The sequence below is a fragment of the Oceanobacillus sp. FSL W8-0428 genome (assembly GCF_038004405.1).
Classification (GTDB): Bacteria; Bacillota; Bacilli; order Bacillales; family Amphibacillaceae; genus Oceanobacillus; species Oceanobacillus sojae.
Map to the genome: position 1 here is coordinate 2,705,699 of NZ_JBBORB010000001.1, position 19,190 is coordinate 2,724,888.

The 19,190-nt window shown below is 37.1% G+C and carries 20 protein-coding genes; 17 read left to right on the top strand and 3 right to left on the bottom strand.

Going from position 1 to position 19,190, the window contains the following annotated elements:
• The first annotated feature begins 77 nt into the window (after positions 1-77).
• From MKY30_RS12810 to MKY30_RS12845, 8 genes are all read left to right on the top strand, one after another.
• On the top strand, positions 78-1,754 hold the full coding sequence (locus MKY30_RS12810) for an extracellular solute-binding protein (RefSeq protein WP_341084146.1): 1,677 nt from the start codon (positions 78-80) through the stop codon (positions 1,752-1,754).
• Positions 1,755-1,885: 131 nt separating this feature from the next.
• Complete coding sequence (locus MKY30_RS12815; protein WP_147212570.1) at positions 1,886-2,740, top strand: ABC transporter permease; 855 nt, start codon at positions 1,886-1,888, stop codon at positions 2,738-2,740.
• A 12-nt stretch (positions 2,741-2,752) separates the two neighbouring features.
• Positions 2,753-3,646, top strand: a complete 894-nt coding sequence (locus MKY30_RS12820; RefSeq protein ID WP_156988414.1) for an ABC transporter permease subunit — start codon at positions 2,753-2,755, stop codon at positions 3,644-3,646.
• Positions 3,647-3,669: 23 nt separating this feature from the next.
• On the top strand, positions 3,670-4,293 hold the full coding sequence (locus MKY30_RS12825) for a YesL family protein (protein ID WP_147212524.1): 624 nt from the start codon (positions 3,670-3,672) through the stop codon (positions 4,291-4,293).
• Positions 4,294-4,367: 74 nt separating this feature from the next.
• Complete coding sequence (locus tag MKY30_RS12830) at positions 4,368-5,078, top strand: ThuA domain-containing protein (protein ID WP_341084150.1); 711 nt, start codon at positions 4,368-4,370, stop codon at positions 5,076-5,078.
• 28 nt (positions 5,079-5,106) lie between these two features.
• Positions 5,107-6,138: a Gfo/Idh/MocA family oxidoreductase gene (locus tag MKY30_RS12835; protein WP_156988408.1), complete on the top strand. Its 1,032-nt coding sequence runs from the start codon at positions 5,107-5,109 to the stop codon at positions 6,136-6,138.
• A 74-nt stretch (positions 6,139-6,212) separates the two neighbouring features.
• Entirely contained in the window at positions 6,213-6,509 is a 297-nt protein-coding gene (locus tag MKY30_RS12840; RefSeq protein ID WP_156988406.1) for a Gfo/Idh/MocA family oxidoreductase, read from the top strand.
• A gap of 14 nt (positions 6,510-6,523) precedes the next feature.
• Positions 6,524-7,492, top strand: coding sequence for a sugar phosphate isomerase/epimerase family protein (locus tag MKY30_RS12845; RefSeq protein WP_341084152.1), 969 nt, complete (start codon positions 6,524-6,526; stop codon positions 7,490-7,492).
• Positions 7,493-7,911: 419 nt separating this feature from the next.
• Here the strand turns inward: MKY30_RS12845 and MKY30_RS12850 are convergent, their stop codons facing one another.
• From MKY30_RS12850 to MKY30_RS12860, 3 genes are all read right to left on the bottom strand, one after another.
• Positions 7,912-8,910, bottom strand: a complete 999-nt coding sequence (locus MKY30_RS12850) for an inorganic phosphate transporter (RefSeq protein ID WP_147212037.1) — start codon at positions 8,908-8,910, stop codon at positions 7,912-7,914.
• 15 nt (positions 8,911-8,925) lie between these two features.
• Positions 8,926-9,543, bottom strand: a complete 618-nt coding sequence (locus tag MKY30_RS12855; RefSeq protein WP_147212036.1) for a DUF47 domain-containing protein — start codon at positions 9,541-9,543, stop codon at positions 8,926-8,928.
• A 564-nt stretch (positions 9,544-10,107) separates the two neighbouring features.
• Positions 10,108-10,644, bottom strand: coding sequence for a helix-turn-helix domain-containing protein (locus tag MKY30_RS12860; protein ID WP_147212035.1), 537 nt, complete (start codon positions 10,642-10,644; stop codon positions 10,108-10,110).
• Between the two features lie 337 nt (positions 10,645-10,981).
• Here MKY30_RS12860 and MKY30_RS12865 point away from each other — a divergent pair, with 337 nt between their 5' ends.
• The 9 genes from MKY30_RS12865 (at position 10,982) to MKY30_RS12905 (ending at position 19,135) form a co-directional block, all read left to right on the top strand.
• Positions 10,982-11,224: a hypothetical protein gene (locus MKY30_RS12865; protein WP_147212034.1), complete on the top strand. Its 243-nt coding sequence runs from the start codon at positions 10,982-10,984 to the stop codon at positions 11,222-11,224.
• A 59-nt stretch (positions 11,225-11,283) separates the two neighbouring features.
• Positions 11,284-11,733, top strand: coding sequence for a GNAT family N-acetyltransferase (locus tag MKY30_RS12870; RefSeq protein ID WP_147212033.1), 450 nt, complete (start codon positions 11,284-11,286; stop codon positions 11,731-11,733).
• 262 nt (positions 11,734-11,995) lie between these two features.
• A complete protein-coding gene (locus MKY30_RS12875) occupies positions 11,996-12,625 on the top strand; it encodes a helix-turn-helix domain-containing protein (protein WP_339285101.1) in 630 nt (209 codons plus the stop codon).
• A 236-nt stretch (positions 12,626-12,861) separates the two neighbouring features.
• Positions 12,862-13,803, top strand: a complete 942-nt coding sequence (locus MKY30_RS12880; protein WP_147212031.1) for an LCP family protein — start codon at positions 12,862-12,864, stop codon at positions 13,801-13,803.
• 220 nt (positions 13,804-14,023) lie between these two features.
• On the top strand, positions 14,024-14,740 hold the full coding sequence (locus MKY30_RS12885; RefSeq protein ID WP_341084154.1) for a ferredoxin--NADP reductase: 717 nt from the start codon (positions 14,024-14,026) through the stop codon (positions 14,738-14,740).
• 273 nt (positions 14,741-15,013) lie between these two features.
• Positions 15,014-15,667: a hypothetical protein gene (locus tag MKY30_RS12890; RefSeq protein WP_339285102.1), complete on the top strand. Its 654-nt coding sequence runs from the start codon at positions 15,014-15,016 to the stop codon at positions 15,665-15,667.
• 192 nt (positions 15,668-15,859) lie between these two features.
• Positions 15,860-16,186 (top strand): PadR family transcriptional regulator, encoded by a 327-nt coding sequence (locus tag MKY30_RS12895; protein WP_339285103.1) that lies wholly within the window; start codon positions 15,860-15,862, stop codon positions 16,184-16,186.
• Positions 16,186-16,734 carry a DUF2812 domain-containing protein gene (locus MKY30_RS12900; protein ID WP_147212027.1) on the top strand — a complete coding sequence of 183 codons (549 nt, stop codon included), beginning with the start codon at positions 16,186-16,188 and terminating at the stop codon, positions 16,732-16,734. The genes MKY30_RS12895 and MKY30_RS12900 overlap by 1 nt, the downstream gene beginning before the upstream one ends.
• A gap of 511 nt (positions 16,735-17,245) precedes the next feature.
• Entirely contained in the window at positions 17,246-19,135 is a 1,890-nt protein-coding gene (locus MKY30_RS12905) for a heavy metal translocating P-type ATPase (protein WP_341084156.1), read from the top strand.
• The last annotated feature ends 55 nt before the right edge of the window (positions 19,136-19,190 follow it).

Here is a 19,190-nt window from a genome sequence, read left to right on the forward strand (position 1 = left end):
ATTAAAATAAAATTATACGAAATCAATGGCCATGATTTTGCTCTGGAAAGACAAAATAATAAGGGGGATTACATGAAATGAAAACGGATTCATTAAGAAGGATGAAATTGCTATTAATCTTATTACTGCTTACTAGTGCACTAGCTGCATGTGTACAGAAATCTTCCAATGAAGGGGAAACAACTACAGAAGATGGTAAGGTTATTATAAATATTGGGCGTTCGGTTGGTTCAAATCCTAAATTACCTGAAGGGGATACCTTTGAAGATAATGCCTATACTCGTGCCGCAGAAGAACAATTAGATATTGATATTCGGAATGCTTTTGAGGCAGAGGGCGCAGACTATGACAGGCAGGTAGCCTTGGCTATTTCTTCTGGGGATTTACCAGATATGATGATCGTTTCCCGAGAAGAGTTAAAAGATTTAGTCGATAATGATTTAATTGAAGATTTAACGGATGTATATGAAGATAATGCAAGCGATTACATTAAAGAAACCTATGCCAGTTATGATAATCGGCCTTTGGAAGATGCAACTTTTGATGGCAGTCTGATGGCAATTCCGGGAACTGAATCGTTGGCAGCTCCGCAAATGACTTGGATACGTGAGGATTGGTTAGAAGAATTAGATTTATCTATAGATGAGGATGGAGATCGTCTTATTACTTTGGATGAATTAGAAGAAGTTGCCAAAACTTTCATTGAAAAAGATCCAGGAGATTCTGGCAACCCGGTTGGAATACCTTTTGAAAATTATCTGAATGCTGGAGATTATGGTTCATTTACGATGAATTCTATTGCAGCGGTTTTTGAGGGACAGCCTAAAAGATATTTAATAGAAGATGATGGCAGTATTACTTATGGATCAACATCAAAAGGTACAAAACAAGCACTTGAATTAATGAATAACTGGTTTGAGGAAGGTATCATTGACCCGCAATTTGGAACGAGATCATTTGACGACATTATGGCATTACTTACAAATGGTCAAACAGGTATCGCAACGGGTCCTTGGCATATACCAGACTGGGGATTATCGAATGTCAGGGAGATGGATAATAACGCAAGATTTGCAGCTTATGTATTAGCTGATGACGAGGGGAGAGTAAACGTACCTGAACAGAAAACAACAGGCGGCAGTTTTATAGTTGTCAGAAAAGGATATGAGCATCCAGAAAAAGCAGTTCAAATGTTGAACTTCTTTTATGATGATATTGAAAATACAACGGAAGAGGACATGGAAAGTACGTTTCCTGAGGTAGCAGAATATTTGGAACAGGGTGTAGATGATTCGACGAAACCATTTAATATCGTAGTTCTTCCTATGCAGACATATTTGGAAGATTATCAAGATGTTCAAGCTGTTTTGAATGAGGAGATGGCTGTTGAAGAAATTACTAATTCTCAAGTTAGACAGAAGTTAAAAGGGATTGAAGAATATATAGAAAATCCTGAAGACACTTCAACGGGCAACTGGTCCAGCTATCATTCCCGTATTGTAGGGTGGGGGCTAATGAATAAGGTGACAGAGGAAGATCGATTTAATTGGGCAGAAGCAGCTTATGTTGTTAATACACCAACTATGGAGCAAAAAGGTGCTAATTTAATAAAGCTAGAAGAAGAGGACTTTATTAAGATTATAACAGGAGCAGAGCCAATTGATTATTTCGATACGTTTGTTGATAAATGGAATAACCAAGGCGGTAAGGAGATTCTGGAAGAAATAGAAGAAGAGCTGGCTCAACAAGAATAGATAGGAAAGAGGGGCTGATAAACAGCCCCTCTATTAAAAAGGGGGGACGGAGGTTGGCAGTAAATAATCAGGTTGCACCTGCACGTGATCGGAAGAAAGATGTAAAAAAAGCGAAATTAACCTATCACGCTATGCTAGCGCCAGGAATGATTTTCTTACTTATTTTTAGTTTTGCGCCAATGTTTGGGATTATCATGGCTTTTCAAGATTTTGTGCCGGCAAAAGGTTTCTTTGGCTCGGAATTTGTAGGACTGGAACATTTTAAATATATGTTCAACCTGCCTGATATTGGAAAAGTGTTTCGAAATACAATTGTGATTGCATTAGGAAAGATTATTTTTGGTTCTTTACTGGCAATTGCATTTGCGATTTTACTAAATGAAATTCGTTTAAAATTGGTTAAAAAATCTGTACAGACAATTGTTTATTTACCTCATTTCTTATCATGGGTGGTTTTGGCGACGGTAGTAGTCAATTTATTTAGTCTGGATGGAACGGTTAATCAAATTTTGCATTCGTTCGGTCTGGATAGAATTAATTTTCTTGGAAGTAATACATGGTTCCAGCCCTTATTAATCGGGTCGGATGTCTGGAAAGAGTTTGGCTTTAACTCAGTAATTTATTTAGCGGCTATTGCTTCTGTGGATCCGGGTCTGCACGAAGCTGCCAGTATAGATGGAGCAAATTGGTGGAAGCGTGTTTGGCATATTACCTTACCAGGGATGCTGCCGATTATTCTGCTCTTGGCGATTTTAAGTTTGCCAAATGTATTAGAAGGCGGCTTTGATCAGGTATATAATCTCTATTCTCCGATTGTATATGAAACTGGAGATACGATTGATACCTATGTATACAGGGAAGGTTTAGTTGGACGGGATTACAGTTTTGGAGCGGCTGTAGGTTTGTTTAGATCCGTAATCGGTTTGATTCTAATACTGTCAGCTAATAATGCAGCTAAAAAATTCACAGAAAGAAAATTATTCTAAGGGGGAGTATAGATGATACAAGGAAATAGTCTCTCCACAAAAATTGGGAAATTTATCATTTATTTTATTGTTATTTCTTTGGGGTTAGTTTGTCTATTACCCTTGTGGAATATCGTTGCCATATCCTTCAGTGGCGGGGCAGCAGTGGCAGCCAATATAGTTGGGCTTACGCCGGTCAATTTCTCGACAAAGGCTTATGAAATGATTATGGAGGATGCACAATTCTGGAGATCATTCTTTATATCTGTACAACGTGTGGTGCTTGCTTTGGCAATTAACCTGATACTGATTGTGTTAATGGCTTATCCATTATCAAAAACAAAACGCGAATTTAAGAGTAGAAATATTTATATGAATATTATTATTTTTGCGATGTTATTTAGCGGCGGGCTAATTCCGACATATATTGTAATCAGAAATCTGAATTTATTGGATACAATTTGGGTGTTAGTTTTACCAGGGGCGGTGCCGATTTTTAGTGTGATTTTAATCATGAATTTTTTCGTCGGTGTACCAAAATCCCTGGAAGAAGCAGCGGTTATTGACGGTGCCAGTCCACTGCAAATATTATTTAAAGTCTATATTCCGGTATCTTTGCCGGCTCTGGCAACAGTGGCATTGTTTAGTATTGTAGGTAACTGGAATGATTTTATGTCGGGGCTGATTTATATGAGTCAAGTAAGTAATTACCCGATTATGACCTATATTCAGTCTCTTACAATTGATATCGCTGAATTAGTGAGATCTGGCACAAACAGCGACGCACTGCAGAATATTGCAGAAGTACAGAACCGTAATCTTAATGCTGCCAAAATAGTAATTTCTACTATTCCTTTATTGTTAATTTATCCTTTTCTTCAAAAATACTTTGTTACAGGTATTGTTGTAGGATCTGTTAAAGAATAGTGTCAACAGGGGGCGAACAAAACATGAATAGTATTTTAAGTATAGATGGTCCAGTGTATCACTTTTTGTCTAGAGCAGTAGAATTAATTTTATTAAATATATTGTTTCTCCTTTGTTGTTTGCCAATTGTTACAATTGGTGCTTCCCTCACTGCCATGTTTTCCATCACATTGAAAATGGTCAGAGGGGAAGAGGGTGGAATAATTAGCGGATTTTGGCTGGCATTTAAAAAAAATTTTAAACAAAGCACGCTTGTATGGGGATTTTTATCTTTATTCGGTATGATTTTAGCCTTGAATTATTTCTTTCTACAATTCTATACAGGAGATTTTTCGACGTTAATTTTAATGAGTTTAGTCATGTTCTCGATGATTTTCTGCATGTATCTTGTATTGATTTTTCCTTATATTGCACGTTATAAATGTACTATAAAGCAAGCATGCGTCAATGTATTAAAATTAGGTATAGCTAATCTTTATCCAACATTACTAATTATAGCTATTACACTTGGTCCAACTATTTTAATGTTTTATTCGCCGTATGTATTCGTAATAAAATTATATTTAGATATTTTTATCGGCTTTTCTTTAATTACTTATATTAGCTCCTTTTTGATTAGAAATATGTTTGAAAAGTATGAGGGATAACATTTTTTAATCTATTCCTGTTAAAAAATTCTGTCCAGACATGACACAAATAAGATAATGCGAGGAGAATAAATATGAATATAGTTGTATGGAATGAAAATAGACACGAAAAAACAAATGAAACAGTAGCTTCTATTTATCCAGATGGTATTCATGGAGCCATCGCCAACTTTTTAAAAGAAGCAGGACATGATGTCACAACAGCTACTCTGGATGAACCGGAACATGGGTTGACTGAAGAATTATTAGAGAAGACAGATGTTTTAATATGGTGGGGGCATATGGCGCACGGAGAAGTGCAAGATGACATAATTGAGAGGGCCAAGCAGCGTGTTTTAGATGGTATGGGATTAATTGCACTTCATTCAGCGCATTTTTCTAAAATATTTAAATCTTTAATGGGTACAGGCTGTGATTTAAAATGGCGTGAATCGAACGATAAAGAGCGTGTTTGGAATGTGGACCCATCTCACCCAATCGCCAGGGGCGTTGGTGAATATTTTGAAATTGAAAAAGAAGAAATGTATGGAGAGCATTTTGATATTCCGGCACCGGATGAGCTGATTTTTGTCAGCTGGTTTACCGGCGGAGAAGTATTCCGCAGCGGGGCAACCTTTAAACGCGGCAAAGGAAAAATATTCTATTTCCGGCCCGGCCATGAAACCTATCCGACTTATCATCAGACTGAGGTACAGCAAATAATTAAAAACGCTGTAGAGTGGGCGCAAAATCAAGATACACCTAAGCATACGTATGGCAATGTTCAACCAGTTGAACAAGGATAAATAATATGAGATAGAGGGGGAAATAAGTATGATATTAAATATAGCAGTTATCGGATGCGGGAGCATTGCAAAGTATCGCCATTTACCGGAATACGCACAGAACAAACATGTTAACATTGCAGCTGTCTGCGACATTGTCGGGGAACGTGCGGAAAAAGCAGCCCTACAATTTGATGCCAAAGCTTATACGGATTATAAAGAGCTTCTAAAAAGCGAAAAAATTGATGCAGTAAGTGTGTGTTTACCTAACTATTTACACGCACCTGTGAGCATTGATGCGCTAAATGCAGGCGTGCATGTGCTTTGCGAAAAGCCGATGGCAACCTCTGAAGAAGAAGCGGATAAAATGATTGAAGCAGCGGAAAGAAACGGTAAGAAATTGATGATTGGGCATAATCAGCGTTTTGTAGCTTCTCATCAAAAGGCAAAAGAATTAATTGAATCAGGAGCTATTGGAAAAATCTACAGCTTCCGTACAGCATTTGGACATGGTGGTCCTGAAGGATGGAGTGCAGATGGAAAGGACAGCTGGTTCTTTCAAAAAGATAAAGCTTTCATCGGCGCAATGGGGGATTTAGGCGTACATAAAGCAGATTTAATCCGTTATCTGTTACAGGATGAGTTTGTGGAAGTCGGTGCCTTTGTGGAAACAAGTGCGAAGGAGGGCACAGATGTAGATGATAATGCAGCCTTAATTCTGAAATCGAAAAAAGGCACGATTGGTACGTTAGCAGCAAGCTGGGCATATACAGCGAAAGAAGATAATTCAACCATCATTTACGGTGAGAAAGCGATGCTCCGCTTAGAAGATGATCCAGCCTATTCTTTGGTGGCTCAATATGCGAATGGAGAAGTCGTAAAGTATGAACTTGGTGCGATTCAGTCTAATGACGAAGGCGGACAGACGACAACACATGTAATTGATCATTTTATCGAATCCATTCAAAACGATACAACGCCATTAATTAATGGCGAAGAAGGAAAGAAATCGTTAGCAATTATCCTGGGGGCATTGGAATCAGTTCAAACGAAAAGAATCTATTCATTGGAGAAGTTATGACACTGAAGCGGTTGATGCCGATGACCATGTGAGCGCGTATATCCGTTTTGATAACTAGAGCACGCTTTTTTTGAATGTTCCTGGGCAGCGAAGATCAGACACATATTTCGATATCCGGAGATAAAGGCAGTTTAAGTGTTTTTCCTTATGAGGTCTATCAGCCAAAGTACGGTAAAATGATGGAAACACATACAGAAATAATAGAAGATCATCACCAGGCAGGTATATTACAAGCGAAGAATTTTATTGATGCTTGTTTAGGAAAAGAATCACTAAAGAGCAGCCCTGAAGAAGCATTACGCGTAACGAAGGTAATCGATGCTATTTACGAAAGCAGTGAGCAAGGAAAAAGCATTTTTCTATCATACTAGGGGAGGTAAAGTTAATGAAACTAGGTGTATTTACCGTTTTATTTGCAGAAAAAAAGTTTGAGGACATGCTGGACTATGTAAAGGACGCCGGATTAGATGCGGTGGAGATCGGAACAGGCGGAAACCCGGGGGCAGCACATTGTCAAATTGATGAGCTCTTAGAAAATAGTGAGAAGCGAAAAGAATTCAAGGATAAGGTGGAATCACGGGGATTAACAATTAGTGCATTCAGCTGTCATGATAACCCTGTTTCACCGAATAAAGCACATGCAAAAGCCAGTCATGAAGCTTTTGTAAAAACGGTTCGTCTGGCAGAAATGCTCGATGTTCCTGTAGTGAATACTTTCTCCGGGACACCGGGGTCTAATGTAGATTCTAAGTACCCGAATTGGCCGGTCACACCATGGCCAACGGAATATTCCGATATTTTGAAATGGCAATGGGAGGAAAAATTAATTCCATATTGGAAAGAACAAGGACAATTTGCTGAGGATCATGGTGTGAAGGTCGGTTTAGAGCTGCATGCAGGTTTCTTAGTCCATACACCGCATACAATATTAAAGCTTCGTGAAGCAACAAATGATGCTATTGGTGCGAATCTTGACCCAAGTCACCTATGGTGGCAGGGAATTGATCCTGTTGCAGCAATTAAAATTCTGGGGAAAGCAGGAGCGATTCACCATTTCCATGCGAAGGATACCTATATTGATCAGGATAATGTCAACATGTACGGCTTAACCGACATGCAGCCGTATGGAGATGTGCAGACCAGGGCCTGGAGCTTTCGCTCGGTAGGGTATGGGCATAGTATTCAGGAGTGGTCAAATATTGTAAGTGCATTAAGAACGTACGGGTATGATTATGTGATTAGTATCGAGCATGAAGATCCGATTATGTCTATTGATGAAGGTTTTCATGCAGCAGTGAAAAATCTGAAACAGGTGAATATGGAAGAAGCACCAGCAGCAATGTGGTGGGCTTAGATTGAGAGAAGGTTTAATATGTTATACAAGGAAAAGAGGCCACCATAAAATATGTAGAGATTGGCAATAAGTAATGCCATCAGAATAAAGTCTTACTAGCCCAATCCAGCTAAAAATTTATTTTTTCTGGATTGGGATTTTTTTCTCAAAAAAACTGCTAACTTTAACGATAAAACAAAAAGTCTTCCCTATTTAAGGAAAGACCCGATTAGAAAAATATTAAGACTTTTCGCTAAGCTTTATAATGAAGATCAGAGATACTTTGCTCTTCATTATAAAGCAGTGGAAGGTATTGCTTATTTTGAACTGGCTTTTTATGTTTAGATTACAACAAAAGTCAGCCTCAATCTGGTCCTTAGATTAAGCAGAAAACCACTATCCTTAATTGTTTAACAGCCATAATGAGAACCAAACAATCTTTATAGGAAGAAATTCAAAATATAATAAATAACTCCACCTAATGTAGCGGTAATCGGCAAGGTGATTACCCACGTAACAACCATCCGTTTTGCTACACCCCAGTTAACACCCTTGGGCCGATGAGAAGCTCCAACCCCTAAGATACCGGATGAAATAACATGGGTTGTACTTACAGGTAAATGAATAAGTGTTGCTCCGAAGATAACGGCAGCACCAGTAAGGTCAGCTGCAACGCCGTTTACTGGACGGATTTTCATAATTTTTCCGCCAACCGTTTTAATGATTCGCCATCCGCCTACAGAAGTTCCAAGTGCCATTGCTGCAGCACAGGAAACTTGTACCCAAAATGGGATATCTGTGGTTGTGTGCATACCTCCGACAATCAATGCCATGGTAATAATCCCCATCGATTTTTGCGCATCATTCGTACCATGAGCGAAGGATTGCACAGATGCAGTTAATACCTGCACAAGTCGGAATCGTTTGTTTGTCTTTGCTAAATTACTGTTTTTAAAAATAACTTTAATAATCCCATACAGGATAAACCCGACTACAAAAGCTAAAACAGGGGAGAAAATCAAGGCTTCAAGTATAGAGAGGAATCCTTGGAAATGAATCGCATCAAACCCTGCTGACACAATAACTGCACCAGTTATGGCACCGATAATTGCGTGAGATGAGCTGCTTGGGATTCCTGCATACCACGTAACCAGATTCCAGATAATCGCCGCAATCAAAGCGGCTAAAATGACGGCCAGTCCATTATCCAATTTAAATGGGTCGGTAATGCCGCTGGTAATCGTTTGAGCGACACCAGTAAAGGTTAATGCTCCGACAAAATTCATTACAGCAGCCAATATAATTGCTCTCCTGGGTGTCAGGGCTTTCGTTGATACAGATGTTGCAATTGCATTTGCTGTATCGTGAAACCCGTTTATAAAGTCAAAGAGAAGAGCAAAAATTACAATCAATACAATAATTACAGTAAGAAACTCCATATTTTAACCACACTTTTACGCATTTTTCATAATGATGCTTTGTAATGTACTTGCTACGTTTTGACAATAATCGGCTATCTCTTCCAGAATTTCATAAATTTCTTTATACTGGATTACTTTAATGGCATCCTTTTCTTTTTGGAATAAATTCCTTAAGGATTCACGATATAACTCGTCACAGTTACTTTCATAATCTTTAATACGGATAGCATGCTCTTCCACATCTTTTAATTGATAATTCGCGATCAATTCCATTGATGTCAAAATTTCTTTGGAGCATTTTAGTATATAATTTGTAAATTGATCGATGTAATCATCGGAAGATATTATATTATAAATATCCATTCTGGAAGAGAAATCCTCCATTCCATCCATAATATCATCCAGATTATTTACAAGCTGGAGAATATCCTCCCTTTCAATAGGAGTAATAAAAGCCTGATTTAAATCTTTAATGATTTCATGAACTTTATCATCGGCAATGGATTCATGTTTTTTTATGGTATCGGAAAACTGTTGCAGTGTATCCGAATCTTTCACCTTAAAATGAAAGAAATAATCTGCCGTTTCATGTAAGTGCTTTGCGAAATCAACGAGATAAAGGGAAAATTTATCTGGTTTTTTCTTGAACATATTTTTTAACCTCCATATTAACAAAAGAAAACTTAGTATCCTTGATTATTATATATTTTTAATCCGCGTTTTGCACGAAATAAAAAAATAGCTGGCCGATTTTGTCGATTTTTCGTCACGAATTTCATTATACACTTTCATTGGATATTTTGTCGCTATCAAGTGAAGAATATCCAAAATTTTTTCTTATCTTTTTGCCGTTGGCCGATCATATTTATTTTCAATCTGGAAACTTCTATTATATATGCCCTGAAAAAATCCGCTTAAGTAGAAGGGAAATCATAAAAATATTACTTCAACCAGCATGTCCTAGACTTGGTTTATCTAATGTTATGGATTTTTAATCGCTGTAAGTTATAAGGAGAATGGCGAAGTATTTGGAGGAAACAAAAAATCCATCTTTCTCAAGATGGATTATAAATAGGAAAGTATTCTAATGGAATAAGGGAACTGGCCGTATAAAAGTATAATTAATAACACTTGTTCAAAATGGGTACAGTAAATAGAGATAAATTCTAGTCTTATATAGATAAGACAGATTGTTTTGTTTTTAAAAATTTATCATCATTTACCATCCTTTTTAAATGCTTCTTTCTCCATCAATCTTAAGTTCATTACTTTGTTATTTCTCAGCTCTTTGGATGTTTTAGTTAAATAATCATTTAATCTTTTTTTATAAAGGTATTCAGCGACTTCTCTAAAATGGTCATTTTCCCATGCAAAGTGATCTATAATTTCATGTAAAACTTTAGCTTCTTGCTTTTCTTCTCCATCCTCTTTATATTTTTCTGCCTTTGCCCATAAATCTTCAACTATTGTCATTTCCTGTTCCAAACCTTTTATGGAATATTCTAATTGATCAGGGCTCTCTGCTACCCATTGTAACCGTTGTGAATCCTCCAATAGCAGTTCGTTAGGAGTTGTATATAGTTCGTTACATATTTTGACTAACAGTGAAAAGGAAGGAGAGAAAACACCGCGTTCTATTTTGGAAATGGTCTGTTTTATAGCTCCTACTTTGTTCGCTAATTCTTCTTGTGTAAGCTGACGTTCGTTTCTAATTCTTTTGATATTCTTTCCTACATTTTTATCGATGCTCATTTAATTACCTCTCCTTATGAAACAATATAATTTATTTTGATAAAAGAGAACGTACGTTTGTTTTTATAACTAAATATGTTATAATAAATTTAAAGTAACCTATAAAGTTATTTTTAAATAAAAAATAAAAGAGGTGATTTTGAATAACCCCAATTATCACCAAATATAATTTGATAGAAATTGAATGATGCGACAACTATTGAACGAATTAAATTGATCATCTTACTGGAATTTGATAACAAGTTTATTTTCATTTCTTTAATAAAAGATTATCTATTCACAGAAAGTATAACATGAAAGATATTGACTAAGGAATCTTCTTAGGGAGAGTGATAAAATGACATCAGAAAAAACACCAAAAGATTTATTAATAGACAAATTAAGCCGTAAATTAGATTTTGCAGAAATGGCAGAGAAATTACTTCATGTGACTTATAACCTGGCTTCAGATAAATTATATACAATAGATGATGCACTTCCTGAGTTAATAAGAATTATTAGATTATTGGATTATGAACAGGAAAGCATAATGGATGATATAATCCGCTTAGAGGGAGCGGTATTTGAACAAAATGAGTAAAAAAGCAGATTTTGCAAATCCAGATATTCTGTTCGTTATATTATGAGGAGGTATACAATATGATTTTTCGGAAGGCTCAAAAAGAAGATCTGTCTATAATTGTCCGCTTATTAGCTGATGATGCATTAGGTTCCGGACGTGAAAGGTATGAAGAGCCATTACCGGAGGAATACTATCAAGCTTTTGATGCGATAGAAGCGCAAACAGGCAATCAAATTCTTTTAGCCATTGAAGATAAAACGGTAATCGGATGTCTTCAATTAACCATTATACCCGGATTAGCAAGAAAAGGGATGAAGCGTGCGCAAATAGAGGGCGTACGTATTGACAAGAATTTTCGTGGGAAAGGAATAGGAGAGGCTTTGTTTAAAGAAGCAATTGCTATTGCAAAAGCTGAAAAATGCGGTCTTGTACAGCTGACAACAGATAAGCAGCGGGATGATGCACATCGCTTTTACAAAAAATTAGGATTTTCAGCAAGTCATGAAGGAATGAAGCTAGTCTTTTAAGTAATAAAATGAAGATACTCATATAAAAGGGTGCAATCCTGTAAAACAGGGATTTGCGCCCTTATTTAGTTTTTTTAATTCGTTGACATAATGTCAACATTCGTATATATTATCTAATAGATTATTATTAGAATACCTAGGTGATTATATTTAAAATGATGTAGAAAAAATATTAGCAGTGTGTGCCTTTTGTGGACTGTCTTAATTCGGAATACATGCATCGTGACCAATCACCAAATATATAAATGGAAGGATAATGCATATGACTGCGGACAATTTCGGAAATAGATTAAAAGAGTTATTGCATACCCGTGCAATGTCGATAAGAAAATGCAGTGAGCACACTGGCATAGATAAAGCGACCATTTCACGTATTATCAATGGAAAACGTAAAGCAAACATTCAGCATTTAGAGAAATTTGCTTCCTATTTGGATGTACCACTGGCGGAGCTTATGGAGGCTGCCGGTTATCCGATCCGTTCAGCAGAATCACAAGGCACTTCGGATATGTATACATCTGTAAAAGAGATTCAGCAAACGCTAAAAGCATCAGAGCTTTATGATGGTAATTTTAGTATGGATGAGGTTCAACAGCAATTAGGCAGTTATGAAAAATACGCTCAAACAGAAGAAGGAAAACAAATCATCCACAATAAATTTAAGAAAAAGATTGATGAAGTAGGCAGTATTGGACCATTTATCAAACAGCTGAAGAATTTTTATGCCCAATTTGAGCAATATAAGGGGACACCCTTCACGCTTACAATTATGGGAGGCGTACTATTGTACTTTATTACACCGGTAGATGTTGTCCCGGATTATATCTTTCCGATTGGATATATGGATGATGCTGTTGCTGTACAAATTGCTTTAAAATCACTTTCCAATTAAAGAGGAAGTTCAAAAAGTCATCAAATGATAAGCGGCGAGATAATGAATTTCCACAGGAAGTGCGTTGACGTGGATTTTTCGATGGGCTGGGACTGGGACTGCGATTACTCGTCCCACCGAAGAGCTTTTGCGATTACTCGTCCCACCGAAGAGCTTTTGCGATTACTTGTCAGAATAAAAAAACGATGTCTACTTTTTGAACCCTCGATTAAAGAAAAATACAAGGAGCGTTACATATGAAAAGACGTGAAAGAAAATCTGCGAAACGTAAATGGAGACGTCGTGTCCTGTTGTTTATTTTTGTATGTATTATTGCAGTGGGAGCTTATGCCATAACGCAATACTACCAAGGTTTATCAATAGCAAAAGAAGGCCCATACAAAGATGACGGCACAACCTTTGTTCCTTTTGAAGGTTCAGAACCGCAATTTGGAGAAATCAATGTTTTAATGATTGGCAGTGATACTCGCGGGGAAGAACGTGGTCTTTCCGATACGATTATGATTGCCCATTATAATCAGGACACACATGACATTAAACTTGCCTCTATTATGCGTGATACTTATGTAGAGATCCCTGGACACGGAATGCAGAAGATTAATGCTGCCTTTGCATTTGATGGTCCCGAGCTGCTCAGACAGACGCTGAAGCAAAATTTTGATATAGATTTGAATTATTATGCTGTTGTCGATTTTGAAGGTTTTTCAAAAATCACAGACATTATTGCACCAAATGGTATAGAAGTGGACGTCCCGCATCAAATGTCAGAAGGTATCGGTATGACACTTGAACCGGGCAGACAAGTATTAAATGGCGATGAGCTGCTTGGGTATGTACGTTTTCGTAAAGACGCAGACGGTGATTATGGAAGAGTACAGCGGCAGCAGGAAGCAATTACCAAGCTGAAGGACGAAGCGGTTAGTCTTCATGGTTTGGTGAAATTGCCAAAGCTGTTAGGGGTTGCTGATCCGTACGTTGACACAAATGTAGATAATAAAACCATTCTTACAATAGGCAAAGGATTAATTTCCGGAAGCGATCATCCAATGGAAACCTTAAGAATTCCTGTAGATAATTCTTTTTGGAATGCCCGTACAGACGCTGGAGCTGTATTGGAAATTGATATAGAGCAAAATAAACAGGCACTGCAGGAGTTTTTATCAGGGGATACTGAATAGAAAAAGTTATCAGTCCAGACTCTAATGAATTTGTGCAAGTATAAGACAAGGCGCTATCCTGACATAGTAAGGGTTAGCGTCTTTTTTATGAACTATTTTAAGAAGCTTGCCTGTTTGCATATAGAAAAATAAGGGTGAAAATATTATATAACAAAATTATGGCTTACGATCAGCCTCTTTCTAAGAAAAAGATTTACTCTATGAAAAGGAGTGATTGGAAATGACAAACAGCAAGATTAAATTAAAGAAAAAAGAATTAGTTGCGAAAGATACAGTGGCTTTCCATTGGGAAATGCCAGAAGGATTTGAATTTAAAGCAGGCCAGCTGACGCACATCAAACTAATCAATCCAAGTGAGATAGATGAGGAAGGAACAAAAAGAGCATTATCATTCGTTTATGGACCAAGTGAAAATGAATTAGTTACGACAACCCGTCTGAGAGATACCGCTTTTAAACGGGAGTTAAAAAATCTTCCAGAAGGCAGTGAAGTTGAGTTTGATGGGGCAAATGGAAGCTTTACCCTGCATAAAACGGAATCAACCCCAGCTGTATTTATTATTGGCGGTATTGGTATAACTCCTATTCGAAGCATGATTGCGGAGGCAACAAATCAGAAAACAGGTCATGACCTTACGTTGCTGTATTCGAATAAAACGCCGGAGGATGCGCCGTTTTTATCTGACTTGGAGGATTTGGAAAAAAGAAATCCTAATTTTAACTTTGTCCCGGTCATGACGAGAGCAGAGGCCGGCGAATGGGACGGAGAGCGTGGGCATATTGATGCGGAACTGCTTAAACGCCATGTCTCAGATGTCAATAAACCAATCTATTATTTGTCCGGACCTGGTGATATGGTAGAAGCAATGCAGAAAATGCTTGTGGAAGCCGGTGTAAATGAAGACAATATTCGTTCAGAGGAGTTTGCAGGCTATTAAGAGAGATGAACTGCCTTTTTAATCATGCAGTATTCAAAACTTCTCAGTATGTTAACTAATATAAACCAAGTGAAATGATTTAGACTCAAACGAGCTGGAAAAGATACCAATCTAGTATCTTTTCCAGCTCTTTTTGTGCTTTATAAGAATATAACAAGTATTCTCTTATCTATCTGTTTAATTGATTAAAAAATACTATTGCCAGGTAATACAGAATCTGTATATGATAATAACAACTTCTCCTCTGTACGGAGATAAAAGAAGGAGCAGATTATGATAACAGATGAAATTCTTTCTACTCTTTTTGTAGTTGGCGGCTGTGTTGTACTTTTTATCATTATTTATATTTTCAGTAAAATACCCGGTTCCGGCCTTATTTTTGGGCTTATTCGAAGACTTTTCTTAATTCTCTGGAGTATTGTTGTTTTATGTCTCACCTTTTTTATGTTTTTTATGGTCGGTTATATGGTTATTGTATTCTTCACTTTTAACGGAAGTGAAGAAGGAATTCTGTTCCAGGGCGAGCCAATAAACTTTCTTATTGGTGATAATGCGAAGGATGCAGTATTTTTTACAATGCTCTATGCAGGGTTTTGTCTCGTGTCTGTGTATATTATTTCCTTTATCCTGGTGATGGGGCGGAAAGTTACACGTATCAGCGGCAGATTTCATGCTGAAATCATTTTAGTTATTATGATAGGCCTGTTGTTTACTGTTTTCCCTATTGTAGTTGAGGCTATTTTGCCAGATTTTGAAGTTGGACGTTATGGGAGGTATGCACTTGGTGTATTGCCGCTGATGATGTATATTCAGGCACAAATAAAAAGAGCCAGAGAGCGCAGGGGACACGGACGCTATCTTTCTCGTAAGGAGCGATTTTACAGGGATTTAGATGAGAAACAGTCAAATAGAGCGGGGAAACAATAAATTATTTTATATCGGTTGTAAAGGTATAGAGAAAATGATAGGAATGGAAAAGCCTCATTTATCAGGTTTATCGTGATGATAGACTTTGTAAATGAGGTTTTTTATATCGTTGACAGTTATATCGGGTCGCGATATAATATATTGTATCGGAATACGATATAACGTAGGTAGATATAAAAAGGAGATAATAAGATGCAAAATGAACAGATAGCTTTAACAGAAGCGATTTATTATACGCTGCTTTCCCTGTATGAGCCTCTCCATGGCTACGGTATTATGCAGAAAGTAGAGAAGATGTCGGAAGGAAGAGTAACCCTGGCAGCAGGGACGTTATACGGAGCTTTAAATAACCTCTTAAAAAAGGGCTGGATTGAAGCATTACCAAAAAGCGTAAACAATCGCAAAAAAGAATACCTTATTACCACGCAAGGAAAGGAAATAGTGGAGATGGAGCTGTTAAGATTGCAGGAGCTTATTGACAATGGAATGAAAATAGTTGAATCCGGAGGTGAGAAATAATGGAGAAAAAAATAAAAAAACTATTCACCGTTTGGAAATTTGCAGAAGAAGAACAGTGGCTAAACGAAATGGCTGCAGATGGCTGGGAATTGACCAAAGTAAATGTACCTCAGTATACATTTAAAAAGAGCACTCCTAATGAATATATATACAGATTAGAACTACTTGATCCAAAATTATCGAAAAAAGAACGTGAAGATTATATCGATTTTATTGAAGAAACTGGCGCGGAGAAAATTGGTGAGTTTTCTAATTGGATTTATTTTCGTAAAAAGTCCGAACTGGGAACATTTAATCTTTTCTCTGATTTGGATTCAAGAATTGGTCATTTAAAGAGGATGTTCCGCCGCCTTTTGGGAGGATTCATTTCTATTACAGCAGTTCTGCTTTTTCTAATTATTTTAATTGCAAATCAATCTTATTCAATTATTTTACCAATCATCACAGTTACCATATTTGCACTCATTCTGTGCTTGTTCGGATACGGGTTAACCCAAATAAATAATAGAAAAAAAGTACTGGTAGAAGAACGGAAATTCAGAGAGTAAAAAAATACAAGCTTCTTTTATCCCCGATATTCAATTCCATTATCCATCATGAAACAATAAAATGATCTGCCACTTCATGTGAAAAATATCTGAGATTTTGTCTCAGGTATTTTTTATATTCAATAGCGTTGATTACTGCAATTTAAATAAGAAGAATTGGAATTTCTAAAACTGTTCAGCCAGCTCCAACTGCTAAATCGGACAGGTGTCTATCGTTTACATTACTTTATGATTTCTTTAATGCCTTTACATGAGTTTTTCTCTTATTTTTATTTCCCCGGAATTATCTTTTCTTTATTTATGGATACAACTCATCCCACCGAATTTTGATATATGTCTCTTAATTGTGAATTTACCATGCTTTCAATAAAATTTGTCACCATTTCTACAAACAATTAAAAGAAAAGTATGCTATACTATTTATAATAATTATAATTTAATATTTGTTATAAATAAATGAAAATGAGAATCAATATCAGAAATACAAATCGCATTAAAGGAGGCTTATAAAATGGAAGAAATAAAAACAAATCAGTATCCTTTTTTTATACCCAACCTTAAAATACATGGAGAAATAATTGCCGCAGCCATAAGCGGAATCCTTATTTTAATAGCCTGGGTGTTATCCAGCCGTATAGATTATGCTCTATGGGTGAGTTTATTAATTGCTTCTTTTTTGATTGGGGGCTTTGCCAAGGCAAAGGAAGGAATCACAGAAACATATAAGACAAAACAATTAAATGTAGAATTATTAATGATTATTGCAGCAATTGGAGCTGCTTCTATAGGCTATTGGGCAGAAGGGGCTATATTAATTTTTATCTTTTCCTTATCCGGTGCATTGGAAAGCTATACAGAAAATAAAAATAAGAATGAATTGCAAAGTCTGATGCAGCTGCAGCCAGAAACAGCGACCCTGCTAAACGGTGAGGTGGCAGCCATTGACCAATTAAAACCTGGAGATCAGATTACTGTGAAAACAGGAGAAAGAATCCCTGCTGACGGGTTCATTGTCAAAGGTCATACAACAGTTGATGAGAGTGCTTTATCTGGTGAATCAATCCCAATTTCCAAGGAATCAGGCGATGAGGTGTTTGCTGGAACGGTTAATCTCAGCGGCAGTCTTCAAATTGAAATAAATACATTGCCAACGGAGACGATGTTTCAAAAAATTATTGAGTTGGTTCAAAATGCACATGAAGAACGCTCGCCTTCCCAGCAATTTATTGAAAAATTTGAAGGATTGTATGTCAAAATAGTTCTTCTAACAGTCGCGGTGATGATGTTTCTTCCGCATTATCTATTCGGATGGACCTGGACGGATACCGTCTACCGTGCAATGATTTTACTGGTTGTTGCTTCACCTTGTGCTTTAATTGCTTCGATCATGCCGGCAACTTTATCTGCTATTTCCAATGGAGCCCGGCAGGGTATTCTATTTAAAGGCGGCGTCTATGTAGAAGCTTTAGCTAAATTAGATGCTGTTGCTTTAGATAAAACAGGTACGTTAACCAAAGGAGAACCAGTTGTCGTTGATTACTTTATTAATCAAGGGCAGGATACTGCGTATCTGGCAAATATAATCTATATGATGGAAAGTGAATCCATCCACCCGCTGGCTCAGGCAATGAAAAATTGGGCTGATGAACATCGGAAAATCCAAAGGGAGATAACTGCATCTGTACAACATCATAACGGCAGAGGACTGTCAGCGGGAGTAGATGATGACTACTGGATGATCGGTAATGCAGAAATGGTCGGAAAGCAAGAAGCAGATAAGTTTCTACAAACCTTTACTACTCAAGAACAAGCAACGACCAATATCTTTGTGAAAAGGAGTAAAAAAATTATTGCCGTATTTTTGCTGAAGGACACACTTCGGCAGGATGCGGTAGAAGCTATTCAAGAATTACATGGCCTTGGTTTAAGAACGATTATGCTGACTGGTGACAATCAGGCTACAGCAGAAAGCATTGCTCAGGAGGCTGGTATAACAGAGTTCCATGCCAATTGCTTACCGGAGGACAAAGTAAATTACTTAAAGCAGCTGAAACAGCAAAAGCAGCAGACCGCAATGATTGGCGATGGAGTAAATGATGCACCGGCTCTGGCTACAGCAAATATTGGTGTTGCCATGGGGACAGGAAGCGATATTGCTTTAGAAACCGCCAATGTTGTGCTTATGAAAAATAATCTGGCAAAAATGGTAAATGCGATTTGTTTATCTAAAAAAATGAATGCGATTATTAAGCAGAATATCATTTTTTCCCTTGCTGTTATAAGCATTCTGATTGCCAGTAATTTTTTACAGATTATCAATATGCCGCTTGGTGTGATTGGGCATGAGGGGAGCACTATTCTAGTTATTCTAAATGGCTTGCGGATGTTAAAGGGGAATTAAAGAATCGGATAAAAGGCTTTGAGTGTTGATTAGCATTCAAAGCCTTTTTTATTGG

Coding starts and splice junctions, on each gene's coding strand:
- MKY30_RS12855 (WP_147212036.1), bottom strand. CDS start 9,543: ATGTTCAAGAAAAAACCAGATAAATTTTCCCTTTATCTCGTTGATTTC.
- MKY30_RS12845 (WP_341084152.1), top strand. CDS start 6,524: ATGAAACTAGGTGTATTTACCGTTTTATTTGCAGAAAAAAAGTTTGAG.
- MKY30_RS12810 (WP_341084146.1), top strand. CDS start 78: ATGAAAACGGATTCATTAAGAAGGATGAAATTGCTATTAATCTTATTA.
- MKY30_RS12835 (WP_156988408.1), top strand. CDS start 5,107: ATGATATTAAATATAGCAGTTATCGGATGCGGGAGCATTGCAAAGTAT.
- MKY30_RS12850 (WP_147212037.1), bottom strand. CDS start 8,910: ATGGAGTTTCTTACTGTAATTATTGTATTGATTGTAATTTTTGCTCTT.
- MKY30_RS12880 (WP_147212031.1), top strand. CDS start 12,862: ATGAAAAGACGTGAAAGAAAATCTGCGAAACGTAAATGGAGACGTCGT.
- MKY30_RS12890 (WP_339285102.1), top strand. CDS start 15,014: ATGATAACAGATGAAATTCTTTCTACTCTTTTTGTAGTTGGCGGCTGT.
- MKY30_RS12820 (WP_156988414.1), top strand. CDS start 2,753: ATGATACAAGGAAATAGTCTCTCCACAAAAATTGGGAAATTTATCATT.
- MKY30_RS12885 (WP_341084154.1), top strand. CDS start 14,024: ATGACAAACAGCAAGATTAAATTAAAGAAAAAAGAATTAGTTGCGAAA.
- MKY30_RS12860 (WP_147212035.1), bottom strand. CDS start 10,644: ATGAGCATCGATAAAAATGTAGGAAAGAATATCAAAAGAATTAGAAAC.
- MKY30_RS12825 (WP_147212524.1), top strand. CDS start 3,670: ATGAATAGTATTTTAAGTATAGATGGTCCAGTGTATCACTTTTTGTCT.
- MKY30_RS12870 (WP_147212033.1), top strand. CDS start 11,284: ATGATTTTTCGGAAGGCTCAAAAAGAAGATCTGTCTATAATTGTCCGC.
- MKY30_RS12895 (WP_339285103.1), top strand. CDS start 15,860: ATGCAAAATGAACAGATAGCTTTAACAGAAGCGATTTATTATACGCTG.
- MKY30_RS12905 (WP_341084156.1), top strand. CDS start 17,246: ATGGAAGAAATAAAAACAAATCAGTATCCTTTTTTTATACCCAACCTT.
- MKY30_RS12900 (WP_147212027.1), top strand. CDS start 16,186: ATGGAGAAAAAAATAAAAAAACTATTCACCGTTTGGAAATTTGCAGAA.
- MKY30_RS12875 (WP_339285101.1), top strand. CDS start 11,996: ATGACTGCGGACAATTTCGGAAATAGATTAAAAGAGTTATTGCATACC.
- MKY30_RS12815 (WP_147212570.1), top strand. CDS start 1,886: ATGCTAGCGCCAGGAATGATTTTCTTACTTATTTTTAGTTTTGCGCCA.
- MKY30_RS12840 (WP_156988406.1), top strand. CDS start 6,213: ATGTTCCTGGGCAGCGAAGATCAGACACATATTTCGATATCCGGAGAT.
- MKY30_RS12865 (WP_147212034.1), top strand. CDS start 10,982: ATGACATCAGAAAAAACACCAAAAGATTTATTAATAGACAAATTAAGC.
- MKY30_RS12830 (WP_341084150.1), top strand. CDS start 4,368: ATGAATATAGTTGTATGGAATGAAAATAGACACGAAAAAACAAATGAA.